A 17,576-nucleotide genomic window follows, 5' to 3' on the forward strand; every position below is an offset into this window, starting at 1 on the left:
ATCGAGTACCGCCAATATTTACTACTACTGAGGAGTGATCATGGCAGCTGTATGCCAGGTGACAGGTGCAGTTCCGGGCTTCGGACACAGCATCTCCCACTCGCACCGCCGCACCAAGCGTCGGTTCGACCCGAACATCCAGAAGAAGCGCTACTGGGTTCCGTCCCTGCGCCGTAATGTCACGCTGACCTTGTCGGTCAAGGGCATTCGGACCATCGATGCCCGTGGCATCGACCGCGTTGTCGCTGACCTGCTGGCGAAAGGTGTGAAGCTCTAACATGGCAAGAGTCCAGGATGTACGCCCCATCATCAAGCTCAAGTCGACTGCCGGTACCGGGTTCACCTACGTGACCCGCAAGAACCGTCGTAACAACCCTGACCGTCTGGTCATGAAGAAGTACGACCCGGTCGTCCGCAAGCACGTCGATTTCCGAGAGGAGCGCTAAACACATGGCTAAGAAGTCCAAGATTGCTCGCAACGAGCAGCGCAAGGTCATCGTGGAGCGTTACGCCGCGAAGCGTGCCGAGCTCAAGAAGACCCTGATCAACGAAAACGCCACCGACGAGGCACGCGAAGAGGCCCGCCTGGGCCTGCAGAAGCTGCCCCGCAACGCGTCGCCGGTTCGCGTGCGTAACCGCGACTCCATCGACGGCCGCCCGCGCGGTACGTTCCAGAAGTTCGGAATCTCCCGTGTCCGCTTCCGCGACATGGCCCACCGTGGCGAACTTCCGGGCATCACCAAGTCGTCCTGGTAGACACCAGCGATTTTCCCCGGGGCCCCTTCTGGCAACAGAAGGGGCCCCGGGTTTTTTTAATCCCAGGAGCAGGTCATGGCCCACCGCGGCCTGCGGATTGCCCTAGGTCGACGGCGACCAGAGCCAGACCCAGAGGCGGCGCCACCGCCCCGCGGGCCGGGGTGTCCCGGTCGGGCCGGCGGGGGAGCGGGGCGGCCCGTCAACGGCCCGGCGTTCCCGCCAGCGCCGGATCTCCTCGTCGGGGTCCCGGGGGTCGGTGATCACCGGTGGGCCACCCAGCAGCTGGCGCCGGGCCTCCCGGATGCGGGCGTTGAAATCGGTGACGGTCTCGCGGACGGCCAACTCGCCGGGCAAGGCATCGAGCGTGTCGTCCAGGGCGGCGTCCTCGGTTCGCAGCAGCAGGGCCGGCGGGCCGACCCCACTGATCCGCTCCCGCCGCATGAGCGACTTCATCCACCAGTCGGGGTCGGTGGAATCCAGCGAGGGCAGCGGCAGGCCCGCATAGGCGAGGTGGTCGAAATCCCCCCGGGCAATGGCCCGGTCGATGCTGGGGGTGGCGACCTGCCCGGCGGAGTCCGTGGAGTGGAACACCGGCGGTGCCTCCGGGGCACCCTGGACCTCGATCCCCGCCTGTTCGGCCTTGGCCCTGAAGAGTTCCCCGGAACGGCGTTCATACTCGTCCACGGGAGCCGGTTCCAACACTGCGTCCTGCGCGTCGCGGTAACGGGCGGCCTGCAACCGGGCGGCGTCATGGGACGCGGTAGGTTCTGGGCTCATCGTGGGCACCGCCTTGGATCCGATGGTTCCTGAGCTCCAGCGTAGCGACCCGTGACACCGGCCCTCAAGGGTTTCCGCCAGTGGATCGGTGCCGTCGGTGCCGGGGTGGGATGAAGACCCCAAATACCCGGTCGGGACCCAAAAACCGCCAATTTGCAGGGAATATCGAAAAAATTCCGGCCAAACGCCCCAAAACTGGGCGTGTCCGTCAGTGAGGCCTGATAGTTTCCTTCACAGTAGTCCCCGCAACCGCAGGGCAACCCGGCCGGAAACGGGCGGGCACGAATTAGTCCAGGAGGAAATACATTGGCTTTGAACCGTAGTGAACTCGTTGCAGTCGTCGCCGAGAAGACCGGCAACTCGCAGGTCGCCGTGAACGCCGTGCTGGATTCGGTGTTCGACACCTTCGTCGAGCAGGTTTCCCAGGGCGAGAAGGTGTCCATCCCGGGCTGGCTCGCCGTCGAGCGCACCGACCGTGCCGCCCGCACCGGCCGCAACCCGCAGACCGGCGAGACCATCCAGATCCCGGCAGGCCACTCCGTGAAGCTGACCGCCGGCTCGAAGCTGAAGGCTGCCGTCTCCAAGAAGTAGTTCCCGCACCAGCGGTCGACAGGGCCCGTTCCACCAGGTGGTGGAACGGGCCCTGTTCTGGCTCCGGGCGGACCGGCTTCGGCAGAAGCTTCTACATGGCGTAGAATCCCTGATGGATCATGAAGGGCCGCCGGGCCCGATGAAGGGGAGCCGTCGTGGAGTATCGAAGCCTGCGCCTGGTGCGTGGATGGCTCGGTGCCCTGGCCGCAACCGCCCTGGCGGCCGCCTCGCATACGGTGGCCGGAGGCGCGCTTCCCGAACCGGCGCTGCTGGCGTTGATCCTGGCCCTCTCCGGGGCCGCCTGCACCGCCCTGGCCGGACGGGCCCTTTCCTTCTGGCGCACCGCTGCTGCCGTGCTGATCAGCCAGGGGATCTACCACTCGGCCTTCGGCATGCTCGGGGGCCATCACGGTGGCCACGACCACCATCTGCTGTCTGCCGGTGGCACCGGCGCCCATGCCGGCCACCTGATCTCCGTCGACCCGGACGCCCTGCTGACCGGGGCGGCCACGCAGGACGCGAACGCCATGGCATTGGGCATGTGGATCGCCCACGTGGTCGCGGCCATCCTGACCATCCTGGTGCTGCGCAAGGGCGGGCTGGCGGTCCTGGCCCTGATGCAGGTCCTGGGCCTGGCCGTACCGCGCCGGATCCTGCGCCCCCGTCCACCGATCGCCTCCATCGGGCCGCCGCGCCTGGTCTGGGTCCAGGTCCCCGGTCTCCCCGACCTGGGTGTGCCACTGCGCGCCTTGCGTGACCGGGGTCCGCCCGTCCTTCCCGCCTTCGCATCCTAGAGACGTCGAACGCAGGCCCCGCCAGACGGGGATACCAAAGGACAAAGATGAACACCGAACACCCCCATGCCCCCCGAACAGCGGTCCGCCAGCGGCCCGGCACGCTTCGTGCGATCCTCGCTGCTGCCGCCGCCGCCCTGCTGATGGGGCTGGCGCTGAGCACCGCACCGGCCGCGCTGGCCCATGATTCGCTGATCGGTTCCACTCCCAAGAACGGGGCGACCGTTACCGAGCCGCTGGACTCCGTGGACCTGAACTTCAGCGGTGAACTCAAGTCGATCGGCACGGAGGTCAGCCTCGCCGACGCCGAGGGCAAGAAGTACGACGCCGACACCTCGGTCAGCCGCAATGTGCTCACCGTGGATTTCGGGCAGGCCTTGCCGGCCGGTGACTACACGCTCACCTGGCGTGCGGTCTCCAGCGACGGACACCCGATCGAGGGGACCAGCGACAACAACGAGGCGCTGACCTTCACCGTGGAGGGTGGCGAGGCCGAAGCCTCGACCCCCTCCTCCTCACCGGCGACCGGCTCCTCCTCCGCCGCCGAGGGGACCCAGAACACGGCCTCGTCGGCCCCCGCCGCGCAAGACACCTCGGCGACCCAGGCCCCGGATGAGCAGGCCTCCAGCGACGGGGGTCTGCCGACCGCCCTGATCTGGGTGATCCTCGCCGTCGCCGTCATCGCCGCCGCCGGCGTCGTATTCGCCAAGGTGCGCCGTCAGTCGGGCTCGGGCAAGTAGCCCAGCCCCCACCCGAGGGACCTCAGTAGGCTCTGCACGCCCCGGCACGCCCCGGCACGTCCCGGGGTCGCGGATCCGCTGATACGCCCTGCCCTCCGCCGCCCCCTGCGGGGCGTGCCGGGCCGACCCATCACAGCTTCCGGCGCCCCTGCGCCACGACCCCAAGGATCCAGACCATGAACATCACCCTTCCCACCCCCCGCACCACCGCAACCGCCGCCCTGGTCGCCGCCGCCGCCGTGGCCCTGGCCGGTTGTGCCGGGAACGCCGCAGAGGCCGGTTCCACCCCCTCCGCGTCCACCGCGACCGATCAGGCCCACGCCGTGGAGGTCCAGGACACCTGGACCAAGGCCACCGACACCGATATGAGCGGCTCCTTCGGAACCCTGACCAACACCTCCGACTCCGAGGCGGTGCTGGTCAAGGCCGAGAGCCCCGAGGCCGGCATGGTCGAACTGCACGAAATGACCGGTACCTCCGGGTCGATGTCGATGCAGGAGAAGGACGGCGGCTTCAGCATCGCCCCCGGCCAGAGCGCCGAGCTGGCACCGGGCGGAGACCACATCATGTTGATGAAGCTCAAGGACGAACTGAAGGCCGGGGACCCGGTGGACATCACGTTGACGTACGCGGACGGCTCCACGGCAACGGTCCCGTTCACCACGAAGGACTACAGCGGCGCCGACGAATCATACGGCGAGCAGGAGTAATGGTGCCCGACAACGGAACACCCGGGGAAGGATGCCCCGTCTCCCCGCGCCATCCGCGACGGCGCAGCTTCCTGTTCGGGGCGGCCGGCGCCGCCGTGGGTGCCGCCGCGGGGGCCGGTGGAACGGCGGCGGCCCTGGCCTCGGAGGAAGCCCCGGAACCGGCGGCGGGCCGCGACGAGGACGGGGCCAACGCGGGCTCGACCGTCGGGTTCCACGGGAACCGGCAGGCAGGGGTCGACACCACCGCCCAGGCGCATGCGGGGTTCGTGGGGCTGGACCTGCTGGCCCCGAAGGGCCGGAAGCATCCACCGGCCGACGATGTCCGCCGACTCCTGCGTCTGCTCAGCGACGACGCGTCCCGGCTGTGTGCCGGGCGCCCGCCGCTGGCGGACAGCGAACCGGAGCTGGCGGTCTCCCCGTCGAATTTGAGCATCACGTTCGGGTTCGGCCCCGGGTTGCTGGATGCCGTCGTCCCGGCGCAGAAGCCCGAATGGCTGCGCCCGTTGCCGGCCTTCGGGATCGACGAACTCACCGAGGAGTACGGGCAGACGGACCTGTTGTTGCAGATCTGCTCGGACGACCCGCTGGCCCTGGCCCATGCCCAACGGATGCTGCTCAAGGACGCCCGCTCCTTCACCCGGTTGCGGTGGATCCAGACGGGATTCCGCACCGCCTATGGTTCGGCCGAGGAGGGGGCGACCATGCGCAACCTCTTCGGCCAGCTCGACGGCACCGGAAATCCGTTGCGCGAGGCCCGCGAGCAGGCCCTCTGGGGCGGGGACCGGATCCCGGCCTGGACCCCGGGAGGCACCTCGCTGGTGCTGCGCCGGATCGCCATGGACCTGGACGAATGGGATCGGGTCGACCGGCCCGGCCGGGACTTCGCACTGGGCAGGCACCAGAGCACCGGCGCCCCGCTGACCGGGAGCAAGGAACACGATGTGCCGAACCTGGGCGCCACCGACGACGGGGGTCTGAAGGTCATTTCCCCGCAGAGCCATGTCGCCCGGGCCACGGCGCAGAAGCCCGGGGAGAAGATCGTCCGCCGGGCCTATAATTACGACGACGGGGCCGCGGACTCCCACGGGCTGCCAGGTTCGGGGCTGCTCTTCGCCTCCTACCAGGCCGATGTGGACCGCCAGTTCCTGCCGATCCAGCGTCGACTGGACGAATCGGACATGCTCAACGAATGGACCACCCCGATCGGATCGGCCGTTTACGCCATCCCTCCGGGGTGTCCCGAGGGCGGGTTCATCGGGGAGGAGTTGTTCGGATGAGCGGCGTCGGGCCCGGGGGTGAGCCGGGCCACGACGGCAGTGCGGTCCGGGTCGAAGGTGAGAGAATGGAAGGCATGCGGACAGGGATGCAACGATGAGCCAGGGCGTACTACCGGAGAAGGTGTCCGGCGCGGGCCCCCGTGGCCCGGAACGTCGGCCCGCGTCGACGTGGCGCCCCGACCTGGTGCTGCCGGCGATCCCGATCGGCGCCCTCGTGCTCGTGCTGGCCCTGCAGTTCTCTGGGGCGGCGAAAGGCACCGAACTCTCGGACCCGGGGGCCTTCACCCGGTGGGCGTTGCCCTTTGCCACCCTGATCCACCACAGCGCCATGGCCGTCACCATCGGGGCCCTGGTCTTCGCGGCCACCGTCCTGCCGAGGTCGACCAAACCGCATCGGGCCCGCAAGGGCTCGCACGGGACCGACGGTGGGGAGGTGCACCCGGCCTTCGCCCGGACGATGAACATCGCGGCCGGAGCGGCCATGGTGTGGACCCTGGCCGCGGTGGCCGTGCTGATCCTGACCTTCTCCGACGTCTCCGGCCTGCCGCTTTCAGCGGATGCCGCCTACACGGACTCAATGAAGGACTACATCCTCAACATCTCGCTGGGCCAGGCGTGGGCCTGGATGATCGTGATCGCCGCGGTGGCCAGCTCCTTGGCCTTCGTGGTCCGTTCCCCGGTGGGGGTGGGCCTGAGCGCCGTCTTCTCGCTCTTCGGGATCATCCCGCTGTCCTTGATCGGCCACGCCGCCGGAGGCGACGACCACTGGGGCGCGGTCAACGGGATCCTGCTGCATCTGCTGGGCCTGTGCATCTGGGTGGGCGGGATCGTCGTGTTGGCCTGCGTCGCCCCACAGCTCCAGACCCCGGCCCCCGGGAAGTTCTCCTCCACCCGGCCGGTGCTCGCCGGCGTCGTCCTGCACCGCTTTTCGGCCCTGGCGACCATGTCCTTCTTCGTGGTCTTCGCCTCCGGGGTGGTCAGTGCCACCGTCCGCATGGACCATTGGTCGCAGCTGCTCAGCGGCTATGGCGGTCTGGTGCTGATCAAGGCGGTACTGACCCTGGTGCTGGGATTGATGGGGCTGGGACACCGGCGCTGGGTCATCCCGAAGCTGATGGCCGGCAAACTGCGGGCGACCACGACCGCCTGGCGGATCGTCGCCGGCGAAGTGATCGTCATGGCGGCGACCATGGCGGTGGCGACGGCCCTGTCGCGCACCGCGCCTCCGGTCCCCGAGGAACTGCCCCCCGAAGCAACTCCGGCGCGCATCCTCACCGGCTACGATCTGCCCCCGGAACTGACCGGATCCAGTTGGCTGACCGTCTGGCGCATGGACTGGCTCTGGTTGGCCGTGGTCATCTTCCTGGCCATCGCCTACCTCCAGGGGATCCGTACGCTGCGCCGTCGCGGCGATTCCTGGCCGGTGATGCGCACGGTGTCCTGGTTCCTGGGGTTGATCGCCCTGTTCTACATCACCTCCGGGGCGATGGCCGTCTACGGCGTCGTCCTGTTCTCCATGCACATGGTCGGGCATATGGCGATGACCATGGTGGCCCCGTTCTTCCTGGTCCTGGGCACGCCCATGACCCTGGCGTTGAAGGCCATCCCCGCACGCGCCGACGGGACTCGTGGGCCCCGTGAATGGATGCTCGCAGGGATCCACTCGCGGTTCTCCAAACTCGTCACCCACCCGCTGTTCGCGGCAGCGAACTTCGCCGGATCGATCGTGCTGTTCTACGCGACCGACGCCTTCCATTTCGCCCTGGCCGAACACACCGGGCACGAATTGATGAACCTGCACTTCCTGCTCACCGGCTACATCTTCGCCCTGAACATGATCGACGGCGATCCGTTGCCCCGCCGGGCGCCCTACCCGATGCGGCTGGTCATCCTGCTGGCCACGATGAGCTTCCACGCCTTCTACGGCGTCTCCATCATGGGCAGCGAATCGCTGATGCAGGCCAGCTGGTTCGGCAACATGGGCCGGGATTGGGGCCCGACCCCCCTGGCCGACCAGAAGCTCGGGGCCGGGGCCATGTGGGGGATCGGCGAGGTACCCACGCTGATGCTGGCTCTGGGGGTGGTGGTGACCTGGAACCGGTCCGACACCCGCGAAGCCGTGCGCCGGGACCGACAAGCCGATCGTAACAACGAAGCCGATCTGGCTGCCTACAACCAGATGTTCGCGCAACTGAAGGAGCAGGACCGGAGGTACGACGCCAGTGGCAGGTAAACCAGCCGGCAGGACACCCCCGCCGGGGGTCCGGGCCCAGAAGACGGCACTGGTCGTGGCCCGCTGGTTGGCCTTGGCGGTCCTCATCGTCGCCATCGTGATCGCGGTGACCAGCTGTTCCTCCGACGCCGGGGGCGAGTCCACCGCCTCGGGGGAGGCCGCCGAGGGGTCGGGCAGTGCCACGGCCCCGCCGGCAGCAGCCTCCTCGCGGCCCGCCCCCTCGGGTGCTGCCGCCGAGGCCGTGGCCGCCGGCGTGGAACGGGCGGCCTCCTATAACTTCACGCTCTCCGCGGTGGCCTCCGATGCCGAACTGGAGTCCCTGTCCGCGGATCCGCAGGACACCCTGGAAGGGGCGACCGTAAAGCCGGCCTCCTGCCTGGACGCGGTCCGGCAGCTGAACTGGTCCCCGGCCCAAGGAGGCCAGGACCCGGCCCGCACCGACTTCGCCGCCGAGGGGGTGGAAGCCACCGGATCCATCGAAGTCGCCCGGGTCACCGACCGGGCCCAGCTGCGCAAGCATTATGCCACCGTGAAGCAGATGCTCGGGGACTGCTCCGAAGTGACCCTGTCGATCTCCGGATCCGAGGTCCCCCTGCGTAGCAGCGCCCCCGAAACCAGCCCGGAGGCCGGAGCGGAATCGGCGTTGCTCTGGAGCAGGGCCTCGACGGGCAGCGAGCTGGAACAGCAGGCACTGGTCCTCATCGGCGAACGGGCGGGTCAGGTCGCGATGGTTTCGTTCATCGGGCCCCGCGGGATCGACGACCCGAAGTTCGCCACCATGGCCGACGGGATCCTGACCGCCACGCTGAACGACCTGGGCTGAGCCGGCCCACGCGGCCTGCGCGCCGGCGGGTTTCGGTGCCGTGGGGCGTCATCGATCCCGCTGCCGGGAACAACTGAAGCCATACTGGGGTTGGGACCCCATGCCAGCCAACTACCAACGGGAGCCGTTACATGAGTGCAGATTCCACCACCGATTCAGTCCGTGCCGCCTACCGGGTGCGCGGCTCCGAGCTCGTGGGCCGCAACTGGTTGAATACCGGCGGCAAGGAACTGGGGCTGAAGGAACTCCGCGGCAAGATCGTCATCCTCGATTTCTGGACCTTCTGCTGCATCAATTGCCTGCATGTGATCGACGAACTGCGCCCGTTGGAGGAGAAGTACCGGGACCTGCTGGTCATCGTCGGCGTCCACTCCCCGAAGTTCGAACACGAAGCCGACCCCGTCGCACTCGCCTCCGCCGTGGAACGCTACGAAATCGCCCACCCGGTGCTGGACGACCCGGAACTGGAGACCTGGCAGGCCTACTCGGCCCGGGCCTGGCCGACCCTGGTGGTGTTGGACCCCGAGGGCTACGTGGCCGCCCACCTCTCCGGGGAGGGCCATGCCCCGGGCCTGGAATCGCTCATCGAGGAGCTCGTGGCCGAACACGAGGCCCAGGGAACACTGAACCGCGGAGACGGCCCGTACGTCGCCCCCGCCCCGCGGGAAGGGGACCTGCGCTTCCCGGGCAAGGTCCTGACCCTGCCCGATGGCACGTTCCTGGTCGGGGACACCGGACACCACCGGATCGTGCAACTGGACTCGGATCTGAAGACGGTGCTGCGCACCATCGGTTCCGGGGAACGCGGTCACGCCGACGGTACGGCGCAGGCGGCTTCCTTCAACGAACCGCAGGGCCTGGCCCTGCTGCCCGCCGAGGTCGCCGGTCGGACCGGCTACGACCTGGTCGTCGCCGACACGGTCAACCACCGGCTGCGCGGGGTGGACCTGGCCACGGGCAACGTCACCACGGTCGCCGGCAACGGCATCCAACGCCTGCTCGACGCCGAACAGGCACTCGCCGCCGGTGAGGCGGCGAACGACCCGGATGCCTGGATCAGCGATCTCGGGGACGACCCGCTGAACACCTCGCTGTCCTCGCCCTGGGACGTGCTCTGGTCCGCGAAGGCCTCCTGCGTCATCGTCGCGATGGCCGGAACCCACCAGATATTCGCCTTCGACCCGGTGACCGGGGCCCTGGACGTCTTCGCCGGCACCGGGCTCGAAGGCCTGGAGGACGGGGCCCCCGGCAGGTCCTGGTTCGCCCAGAGCTCCGGACTGGCCGAAGGGCCCGCAGGGGAGATCTGGGTGGCGGACTCCGAGACCTCGGCCCTGCGCGTGCTGCGCGTGGGCCAGTCAGGATCCGTCGACACGGTCGAGACGGCCATCGGGACCGGGCTCTTCGACTTCGGGTTCCGTGACGGCCAGGCCGCCGAGGCACGCCTGCAGCACCCCTTGGGGGTGGCCGTGCTGCCGGATGGTTCGGTGGCGGTGGCCGATACCTACAACGGGGCGGTCCGCCGCTACGATCCGGGCACGTCGTCGGTCACCACCCTGGCCCGTGACCTCGCCGAGCCCTCGGACGTCCTGCTGGACACCTCGCTCGACGGGGACCCCGTCCTGCTGGTGGTCGAGACGAACCAGCACCGGCTGGTCCGGCTGCCGCTGCCCCATGAGGCGCTCAGCGTCGACGAAGGAGCCTCGCAGACCCAGCGCCCGCAGACTCCGGTCGCCCCGGGCGGGCACCGGATCAGCGTGCGCTTCTCCGCTCCGACGGGGCAGAAGCTCGACGACCGGTGGGGGGATCCCACCCAGCTGAAGATCTCCTCTTCACCCGAGGAACTGCTCCTCTCCGGCGGGGGGACCTCCACCGGGCTGCACCGGCAGTTGGAGCTGAACCCCGAGGTCCCCGAGGGCGTCCTGCACATCACGGCCCGCGCCGCGGCCTGCGACGGCGAAGCCGGGGGAGCGATCCCCGATCATGCCGCCTGCCACCTGTACCAGCAGGACTGGGGCATCCCGGTCGTGTTGCGTCGGGACGGCGATGACGGGTTGACGTTGGATCTGCGCGGACTGGACTGAGTCATTGCGGGGGCGCTCCATGACGGAGCGCTCCCGGGTTCGTGACGGGAACCATGGCGCACGGGAAACCAGCGGAGTATGGTTAGCAGTGCTAAGCAACTAATTCCCCGTGGTGGATGCCGCCCGTCCGCCCCGGAATCGTGACCAGGAGTCCAGTGTCCCCGAATGCCCCCGAACCGGTCGTCGATGACGACCTCGCCGTCCACCTGCGGGTGGCGATCATGCGTGTATCGCGTCGGCTCCGGGTCGACGTCGGGGCGGGGGCGGTCACCGCAGGACAGTATTCGGTCCTGATCTGCCTCGGGAAGGAACCGCGCACCCTGGGCCAGCTGGCCGAGCGAGAGCGCGTCCAGGCGCCCTCGATGACCCGGATCGCCAAGGCGCTCGAAGAACAAGGCTACGTCGAACGCAGGACCAGCCCCGAGGACGGCCGGCAGGTCCTCATCGCCATCACCGACGCAGGCCGGGCCATCGTGGAGGACGTCCGGGGCCAGCGCACCGCCTGGCTCTCACGGCACGTCGCCGAGCTGGGCCCCGCCGACCGGGCCGTCCTGGGGCGCGCCGCCGAACTCCTCAAGGAGATGAACGCCTGGTGAGCAAGATGTTCAAGGCCCTGGGATCGCCGAACTACCGGCTGTGGGTCTCCGGTGCCCTGGTGTCCAACATCGGCACCTGGATGCAGCGCGTGGCCCAGGACTGGCTGGTGCTCACCATCCTCACCGACAACTCGGGGACGGCCGCCGGCATCACCACCGGTCTGCAGTTCGTCCCGATCCTCTTCCTGGGCCCCTATGCGGGACTGGTCGCCGACCGGTACAACAAACGCAAGCTGCTGCTGGTCACGCAGAGCGTCATGGGCCTCTGCGCCCTGGTCATGGGGCTGCTCGTACTCACCGAAACCGCCGAACTATGGCATGTCTACACCCTGGCCTTCGTGCTCGGCCTCGCCAGCGCCTTCGACTCTCCTGCCCGGCAGGCCTTCGTCTCGGAGATCGTCGGCCCCGACGACGTCCCCAACGCGGTGGCGTTGAACAGCGCCTCCTTCAACCTGGCCCGGCTGGCGGGCCCCGGGGTCGCCGGACTGGTGATCGCCGCGGTGGGCACCGCCCCGGCCTTTTTGATCAATGCCGCCAGCTTCGCCGCCGTGCTGTTCTCGATCTGGAAGATGAAGCCCGAACTGCTCCACACCCCCAAACCGGCGGTCCGCGGGAAGCGACAGATCCGCGAGGGGCTGCACTATGTGCGCAGCCGCCCCGATCTGGTGATGATCCTGGTCCTGGCCGGCCTGATCGGCACCTTCGGACTGAACTTCCAGATCACCAACGCGATGATGGCCACCGGGGTCTACGGGGTGGGCCCGGGCGAATACGGTTTGCTGGGTTCGGTCATGGCCGTCGGCACCCTGGGTGGGGCCCTCCTGGCGGCCCGCCGGGGACGGTTCCGGCTGCGCTACCTGATCGGTGGGGCGATCCTTTTCGGCGTCTTCACCACGGCCGCTTCGGTCATGCCGACGTTCTGGCTGTATGCCATCGCCCTGGTCCCGGTCGGGCTGGCCTCCCTGACGTTCCTGAACAGCTGCAACACCTCGATCCAGCTTTCCGTCGAACCGCGGTTCCGCGGCCGGGTGCTGGCCATCTACGTGATGGTCATCCAGGGCGGAACCCCGATCGGTGCCCCGCTGGTGGGCTGGCTCGGCACCGAATTCGGAGCCCGCTGGTCGATCGCGGCCGGAGGGCTCATCGCCCTGGCCGCAGGGCTCTGGGCGCTGCAGCATGTGCGCAAGGGCAAGCTGAACAAACCGGTCTTCGCCACCGTCGAGGACCCCCAGGACCCCCAGGACACCCGCGGGGGAGGGGTCCCCACCAGCAGTGGGAAACCGACGGCGTAGTCCGGTTCAGTCCCCGACGACGGGGGTGACGGTCACCGAGTCCCCGGAGACCTCCAGCTTGGCGGTGAACCCGAAGTCGTGCCTGACGGTGTTCCCGCTCTTGGCGCCGGTCATCAGGTTCTGCTCCACCAGATTCAACGAGGTGCCGACCTTCAGCGAGCGCAGGACCCATCCGCCGTCGTACGGGCCGACCTTGACCTCGGGGTAATCGGTGATCTTCCAATGGATCGAATCGCCGGCCACCCGGGATTCGGTGTTGTAGCTCAGCGGGCATCCTGCGGGCTTGAGGACCTGCTGGGCGGCACAATCATCGAGATATTCATGCAACTGGTCGTCGATTTCCTGGACCAGTTCCTTGGTCGGCTTCGTCGTCAGTTCCAACCCATCGGTCCCCGCCGCGGAGGGGGAATCGACGACGACCCGGCGCTTGGCCCCCTGGAAGTACTTCTCGCGGTAGCTGGCGTCGACCACGGCCGGCAGGAAGACCGGAAGCTTGGCGGTGCCCTTGGTCAGCGGGGCATCCTCGCCGTTGACGCGCACCTGGTTGGTGGTATCGGCCGATACCGAGAGCTGCGGCATGTCGGTCGCGGCGAAATGCCAGCGGTCGAAGAACAGCCAGTCCCGGCCGCTGCGCTTCAGATGGAACATGGTCTGGTGCTTCTGCCCGTCCACCGTGTAGTTGGTGGCGACTTCCACCGCGCCATCGGTGACCTCCCGGGCGTCTTCGACCTGGAAATCCTGGATCGGTTCCACGGAGGCCTGCAGTGCCTCGCCGTCGAGCAGCACGGAGTTGCCCTGCGGGGTTTCCGGATCGAGCAGCCCCATCGCCTGCTCGCCCTCGCCCTCCTGGAGCAGGGAGAAGTACTGGCCCACCTGTTGTTCGGGGCTGAAGACCTTCTGGTTCACCAGGGTGATGGTGATGACCGCGGCCACGGCAAGGACCATCAGTGCGGCCAGCCAGGCGGCCAGGACACGGATGGGCGGGGAAGCGTTTTTCACCTGCTCCACGTTACCGGGAATGCCGGCGCCGCGGTGGACCCCCGACGACGGCGAGGCAGGAACCGGCGACGCGCGAGAGTATAGGGCGCTGTGGGCCCGCCCGCCACCGCCTGCCGAGGCCTCCCGTCATGGAGCCGTCATATGACGCATCCAGGGCCCCGGATGACGGCATACGAGCCCGGATCCGCGCAACATCGGGTCATGTTCCCGATCATGACGCGGCCGGGTCGACGCCGCTTGCCGTGGCGCTGCGGGGCTGCGTTAGATGGTTGGACCAACCCATCAAGAGCGGCCGAGAGATCTGGATCGATGACGCCGCAGCAACCACCGCCCCCCGGAAGGACCGGGGACCAGGCGACCGGTGCTCCCGCCAGAAGCGATGGAGACGCATCCGCGGACCCCTCGGAACCACGGCCGCCCGTGGCCCCGGGGGATCGTTCGATCCGGCGCAGGCCGGTGCGCTCCCTCGCACCGACACTGCGAGGAACCACATGCCCCATGACAGCAACGGCACGGCCCCACCGGCCCTGTCCTTCGAGCTCTACCCGCCGCTGGACAACGCGGCGGTCCCGAAGGTCGTGAAGACCATCGGGGAACTGGCGGCCGCCCGACCCGACTACGTCGCCGTCACCTACAGCGGGGCACCACAGCGCCGCGAAGCCACCCTGGAACTGGTCGGGCATCTGGCCGCCAACACCCGGTTGCGCCCGCTGGCCCACCTGACCTGCGTCGGGGAGAGCCGGGCCTCGTTGACGTCCCTGGTCGAACGCCTCATCGGCCTGGGGGTCCGCGGGGTCCTGGCCCTGCGCGGGGACCTGCCGGAGGACCGAAGCACCTCGCGGGGGGACCTGCCCTTCGCCGGGGACCTCATCGAACTCATCCGCGACGTGGAGGGCAGCCACTCCGCCGCCCTCTGCGGCGGACGGCTCTCCGTGGGCGTCGCCGCCTACCCGCAACGCCATCCCGAATCACCGTCCTTCGAACACGACGTCGAAGTGCTGTTGGCCAAGGAACGGTCCGGCGCCGACTTCGCCATCAGCCAGGTGTATTTCCGTCCCGGGGACTACGCCCACCTCCTGCAGTGCGCCCGCGAGGCGGGGGTGGGCATCCCCATCGTGCCCGGGCTGATCGCCTTCGACTCCGTCCGGCGGTTGACCCGACTCAGCGAACTGGCCGGAATCGCCCCGGACCCGGTGCTGGCCCACCGGCTGGAAGCCGCCCGCGACGGGCAGGAACGCCGCCGGATCGGAGTCGAAACCGCGGTGGAGCTCGGGCGCAGCGCCCTGGCCGACGGGGCCCCCGGTCTGCATCTGTACACCTTCAACGACCACCGCGGCCCGCTGGACGTGGTCGACCGCCTCGGCCTCACCGGCCGGTTCGGCGATCCCGCCCCGCAGTACGGCCGGCTCACGGCAGTACCCGCCTGAGCCGCGTCACCACCGCCCCACCGAACCACCCACCCAATGACCACCACCGACAGGAGCACCACCATGAGCACCGCGAACTTCCCCGCAGCAACCATCCTCGGCTACCCGCGCATCGGACCGAACCGCGAACTGAAGAAGGCACTGGACGCCCACTGGGCCGGACGGCTCGACGCGGCCGGACTGCAGGCCGCCAGCCAGGCGCTGCAGGAGGGCACCATCTCCCGGCTGACCGAACTGGGCCTCTCCGCCACCGACTCCTCCATCCCGGCCGACTTCTCCCTCTACGACCAGGTCCTGGACGCCACGGTCGCCCTGGGCGCCCTGCCGGCCCGCTTCGCGGACCTGGCAGGTCCCGACGGATCGATCGACACGGAGGGCTACTTCACCCTCGCCCGCGGTGATGCCGAGCGCCAGCCGCTGGAAATGACCAAATGGTTCGACACCAACTACCACTACCTCGTGCCCGAAATCGGCCCGGAGACCCCCTTCGCCCCGTTGGCCCACGCACTGACCAGCCTGATCGCCGGGCACCGGCGGGCCGGCAGGACGCTGCGCCCGGTCCTGGTCGGACCGGTCACCTACCTGCTGCTGGCCAAGGCCGAGGACGGGGCACCGGAAGGCTTCGACCCGCTCGACCGCTTGGACGACGTCGTCGCCGCCTACCGCGGGATCCTCGCCGCCCTGGCCGATGCCGGAGCCGAATGGATCCAGCTCGACGAACCCGGTCTGGTCACCGACCGCGGGGCCGCCCATACGGGAACCGTCGAACGCGCCTACCGTTCGTTGCTGGCCGCCGACGACGGCGGAACCTCCTACCACGGCGGACACCGTCCTGCCGTGCTGGTCACCACCGGCTACGGGACCGCCGGGTCGCGGGACACCCCGGGGGAGACCCTGGCGGTGCTGGCCGAACTCGGGGTCGACGCCGTCCACGCGGATCTGCGGCGCGGGGCCCTGCCCCAGGCGGAGACGCTGCTGCGCATCGGGGCCTTCGGGACCCGCTTCGTCGCCGGGATCGTCGACGGACGGAACATCTGGCGCAACGACCTCGACGCCTCGCTGGGCACGCTGGAGAACCTGGCGGAGACCACCACGGCCCCCTCGGTGGCCACCACCACCTCGCTGTTCCACGTCCCGCACCGCCTCGACGTGGAAACCTCCCTGTCCGCTGACCTGGCCGACTGGCTGGCCTTCGCCGACGAGAAGGCCACCGAGGTGTTGACCCTGGCCCGCGGCCTGGCCGAAGGCTCCGGGGCCATCCGGACGCAGCTCGACGCCGCCACCGCGGCGCGGGCCGCCCGTGAACACGGCGCCGGCGTCCACCTCGAGGCTGTGAGGGCGCGTACCGCCGCGCTGGCCCCGGCGGACTTCGAACGCGGCGACGCCGCAGCCCGGGCCGGAGACCAGCGCGAACGCCTGTCGCTGCCGTTGCTGCCGACCACCACCATCGGTTCCTTCCCGCAGACCACCGAGGTCCGCACCGCCCGCGCCGCGGCGCGGAAGGGAACCCTGTCCGAGGCCGACTACCAGCAGTTCCTGCGCCGTGAAATCGCTCGGGTGATCGAACTGCAGGAGGACATCGGCCTCGACGTGCTGGTGCACGGCGAGGCCGAACGCAACGACATGGTCCAGTACTTCGCCGAGAACCTGGATGGTTTCGCCGCCACCGAGCACGGGTGGGTCCAGTCCTACGGGTCCCGCTGCACCCGGCCCTCCATCCTGTGGGGGGACGTGATCCGGCCCGAGGCCATCACCGTGGAATGGACCCGCTACGCCCAGTCGCTGACGGCCCGCCCGGTCAAGGGGATGCTCACCGGACCGGTGACGATCCTGGCCTGGTCCTTCGTCCGCGACGACCAGCCGCTGGCCGAAACGGCGAACCAGGTGGCCCTGGCCCTGCGCGGGGAGATCGCCGAACTCGAGGAGGCAGGAACGGCCATCATCCAGGTCGATGAGCCGGCCCTGCGTGAACTGCTGCCGCTGCGGGCCACCGACCAGGACGCCTACCTCGACTGGGCCGTCTCCGCCTTCCGGCTGGCCACCTCCGGGGTCGGGGATGCCACCCAGATCCACACCCACCTGTGCTATTCGGAATTCGGTGAGGTCATCAGCGCCATCGACGGTCTCGACGCCGATGTCACCAGCCTCGAGGCGGCCCGCTCCCGCCTGGAGGTCGTCGCCGACCTGGCCGGCTTCGGCTACCGCCGCGGCATCGGGCCCGGGGTCTACGACATCCACTCCCCGCGGGTGCCGACCGAGGAGGAGATCGCCGGGCTCATCGACACCGCCTTGCAGGGGCTGGACGCCTCCCGGCTGTGGATCAACCCCGACTGCGGGCTGAAGACCCGCGGCTACGCCGAAACCGAGGAGTCGCTGCGCCATCTGGTGGCCGCGGCGAGATCCGCCCGCAGCGGGCTCACCGCCGGGGAACCGGCCGTCGTCGCCGGAGCCTGATCCCCTTCCGGTGCCGTGCCGGTTCC

17 protein-coding genes are annotated in these 17,576 nt (G+C 69.2%); 15 read left to right on the forward strand and 2 right to left on the reverse strand.

Annotated features, from left to right (window positions below):
• The first annotated feature begins 40 nt into the window (after positions 1-40).
• Genes rpmB through rpsN form a run of 3 tightly spaced genes read left to right on the forward strand, consistent with a single transcriptional unit; the run spans position 41 to position 756 of the window.
• On the forward strand, positions 41-277 hold the full coding sequence (rpmB, locus tag ACT3S6_RS10145; RefSeq protein WP_087001209.1) for a 50S ribosomal protein L28: 237 nt from the start codon (positions 41-43) through the stop codon (positions 275-277).
• A gap of 1 nt (position 278) precedes the next feature.
• Positions 279-446, forward strand: a complete 168-nt coding sequence (gene rpmG, locus ACT3S6_RS10150) for a 50S ribosomal protein L33 (protein WP_087001211.1) — start codon at positions 279-281, stop codon at positions 444-446.
• A 4-nt stretch (positions 447-450) separates the two neighbouring features.
• Positions 451-756 carry a 30S ribosomal protein S14 gene (gene rpsN / locus ACT3S6_RS10155; protein ID WP_087001213.1) on the forward strand — a complete coding sequence of 102 codons (306 nt, stop codon included), beginning with the start codon at positions 451-453 and terminating at the stop codon, positions 754-756.
• A 102-nt stretch (positions 757-858) separates the two neighbouring features.
• On the opposite strand, the gene ACT3S6_RS10160 is transcribed toward rpsN, so the two are convergent.
• Positions 859-1,533: a J-domain-containing protein gene (locus tag ACT3S6_RS10160; RefSeq protein ID WP_444554837.1), complete on the reverse strand. Its 675-nt coding sequence runs from the start codon at positions 1,531-1,533 to the stop codon at positions 859-861.
• A gap of 306 nt (positions 1,534-1,839) precedes the next feature.
• Here ACT3S6_RS10160 and ACT3S6_RS10165 point away from each other — a divergent pair, with 306 nt between their 5' ends.
• The 10 genes from ACT3S6_RS10165 (at position 1,840) to ACT3S6_RS10210 (ending at position 12,670) form a co-directional block, all read left to right on the forward strand.
• A complete protein-coding gene (locus ACT3S6_RS10165; protein ID WP_087001218.1) occupies positions 1,840-2,124 on the forward strand; it encodes an HU family DNA-binding protein in 285 nt (94 codons plus the stop codon).
• 155 nt (positions 2,125-2,279) lie between these two features.
• The gene (locus tag ACT3S6_RS10170) at positions 2,280-2,918 is read left to right on the forward strand and encodes a hypothetical protein (protein ID WP_444554838.1); all 639 of its coding nucleotides are present in this window, start codon (positions 2,280-2,282) and stop codon (positions 2,916-2,918) included.
• Positions 2,919-2,965: 47 nt separating this feature from the next.
• Entirely contained in the window at positions 2,966-3,658 is a 693-nt protein-coding gene (locus tag ACT3S6_RS10175; protein WP_444554839.1) for a copper resistance CopC family protein, read from the forward strand.
• 176 nt (positions 3,659-3,834) lie between these two features.
• Positions 3,835-4,368 (forward strand): copper chaperone PCu(A)C, encoded by a 534-nt coding sequence (locus ACT3S6_RS10180; protein ID WP_444554840.1) that lies wholly within the window; start codon positions 3,835-3,837, stop codon positions 4,366-4,368.
• Positions 4,368-5,645, forward strand: coding sequence for a Dyp-type peroxidase (locus ACT3S6_RS10185; protein WP_444554841.1), 1,278 nt, complete (start codon positions 4,368-4,370; stop codon positions 5,643-5,645). Before ACT3S6_RS10180 ends, ACT3S6_RS10185 begins: the two co-directional genes overlap by 1 nt.
• A 94-nt stretch (positions 5,646-5,739) precedes the next feature.
• Entirely contained in the window at positions 5,740-7,878 is a 2,139-nt protein-coding gene (locus tag ACT3S6_RS10190) for a cytochrome c oxidase assembly protein (RefSeq protein WP_444554842.1), read from the forward strand.
• The gene (locus tag ACT3S6_RS10195; RefSeq protein WP_444554843.1) at positions 7,868-8,701 is read left to right on the forward strand and encodes a hypothetical protein; all 834 of its coding nucleotides are present in this window, start codon (positions 7,868-7,870) and stop codon (positions 8,699-8,701) included. Before ACT3S6_RS10190 ends, ACT3S6_RS10195 begins: the two co-directional genes overlap by 11 nt.
• A 131-nt stretch (positions 8,702-8,832) precedes the next feature.
• Positions 8,833-10,782 (forward strand): NHL domain-containing thioredoxin family protein, encoded by a 1,950-nt coding sequence (locus tag ACT3S6_RS10200; protein WP_444554844.1) that lies wholly within the window; start codon positions 8,833-8,835, stop codon positions 10,780-10,782.
• A 155-nt stretch (positions 10,783-10,937) separates the two neighbouring features.
• Positions 10,938-11,378: a MarR family winged helix-turn-helix transcriptional regulator gene (locus tag ACT3S6_RS10205; protein ID WP_444554845.1), complete on the forward strand. Its 441-nt coding sequence runs from the start codon at positions 10,938-10,940 to the stop codon at positions 11,376-11,378.
• 5 nt (positions 11,379-11,383) lie between these two features.
• Positions 11,384-12,670, forward strand: a complete 1,287-nt coding sequence (locus ACT3S6_RS10210; RefSeq protein ID WP_444554894.1) for an MFS transporter — start codon at positions 11,384-11,386, stop codon at positions 12,668-12,670.
• Between the two features lie 6 nt (positions 12,671-12,676).
• Here ACT3S6_RS10210 and ACT3S6_RS10215 read toward each other — a convergent pair whose 3' ends face one another.
• Entirely contained in the window at positions 12,677-13,669 is a 993-nt protein-coding gene (locus tag ACT3S6_RS10215; RefSeq protein ID WP_444554846.1) for a hypothetical protein, read from the reverse strand.
• Between the two features lie 491 nt (positions 13,670-14,160).
• On the opposite strand from ACT3S6_RS10215, the gene ACT3S6_RS10220 reads away from it, so the two are divergent.
• Together ACT3S6_RS10220 and metE are read left to right on the forward strand one after the other, a co-directional pair.
• Positions 14,161-15,096 carry a methylenetetrahydrofolate reductase gene (locus tag ACT3S6_RS10220; RefSeq protein ID WP_444554847.1) on the forward strand — a complete coding sequence of 312 codons (936 nt, stop codon included), beginning with the start codon at positions 14,161-14,163 and terminating at the stop codon, positions 15,094-15,096.
• A 63-nt stretch (positions 15,097-15,159) separates the two neighbouring features.
• A complete protein-coding gene (gene metE / locus ACT3S6_RS10225) occupies positions 15,160-17,550 on the forward strand; it encodes a 5-methyltetrahydropteroyltriglutamate--homocysteine S-methyltransferase (protein WP_444554848.1) in 2,391 nt (796 codons plus the stop codon).
• Positions 17,551-17,576 lie beyond the last annotated feature (26 nt).

It is taken from the genome of Arthrobacter sp. AOP36-C1-22 (assembly GCF_052377515.1).
Classification (GTDB): domain Bacteria; phylum Actinomycetota; class Actinomycetes; order Actinomycetales; family Micrococcaceae; genus Arthrobacter_H.

What these genes read in the sequence shown, in the direction of transcription:
- rpmB (WP_087001209.1), top strand. Translation starts at nt 41, where the DNA reads ATGGCAGCTGTATGCCAGGTGACAGGTGCAGTTCCGGGCTTCGGACAC.
- rpmG (WP_087001211.1), top strand. Translation starts at nt 279, where the DNA reads ATGGCAAGAGTCCAGGATGTACGCCCCATCATCAAGCTCAAGTCGACT.
- rpsN (WP_087001213.1), top strand. Translation starts at nt 451, where the DNA reads ATGGCTAAGAAGTCCAAGATTGCTCGCAACGAGCAGCGCAAGGTCATC.
- ACT3S6_RS10160 (WP_444554837.1), bottom strand. Translation starts at nt 1,533, where the DNA reads ATGAGCCCAGAACCTACCGCGTCCCATGACGCCGCCCGGTTGCAGGCC.
- ACT3S6_RS10175 (WP_444554839.1), top strand. Translation starts at nt 2,966, where the DNA reads ATGAACACCGAACACCCCCATGCCCCCCGAACAGCGGTCCGCCAGCGG.
- ACT3S6_RS10180 (WP_444554840.1), top strand. Translation starts at nt 3,835, where the DNA reads ATGAACATCACCCTTCCCACCCCCCGCACCACCGCAACCGCCGCCCTG.
- ACT3S6_RS10185 (WP_444554841.1), top strand. Translation starts at nt 4,368, where the DNA reads ATGGTGCCCGACAACGGAACACCCGGGGAAGGATGCCCCGTCTCCCCG.
- ACT3S6_RS10190 (WP_444554842.1), top strand. Translation starts at nt 5,740, where the DNA reads ATGAGCCAGGGCGTACTACCGGAGAAGGTGTCCGGCGCGGGCCCCCGT.
- ACT3S6_RS10200 (WP_444554844.1), top strand. Translation starts at nt 8,833, where the DNA reads ATGAGTGCAGATTCCACCACCGATTCAGTCCGTGCCGCCTACCGGGTG.
- ACT3S6_RS10210 (WP_444554894.1), top strand. Translation starts at nt 11,384, where the DNA reads ATGTTCAAGGCCCTGGGATCGCCGAACTACCGGCTGTGGGTCTCCGGT.
- ACT3S6_RS10220 (WP_444554847.1), top strand. Translation starts at nt 14,161, where the DNA reads ATGCCCCATGACAGCAACGGCACGGCCCCACCGGCCCTGTCCTTCGAG.
- metE (WP_444554848.1), top strand. Translation starts at nt 15,160, where the DNA reads ATGAGCACCGCGAACTTCCCCGCAGCAACCATCCTCGGCTACCCGCGC.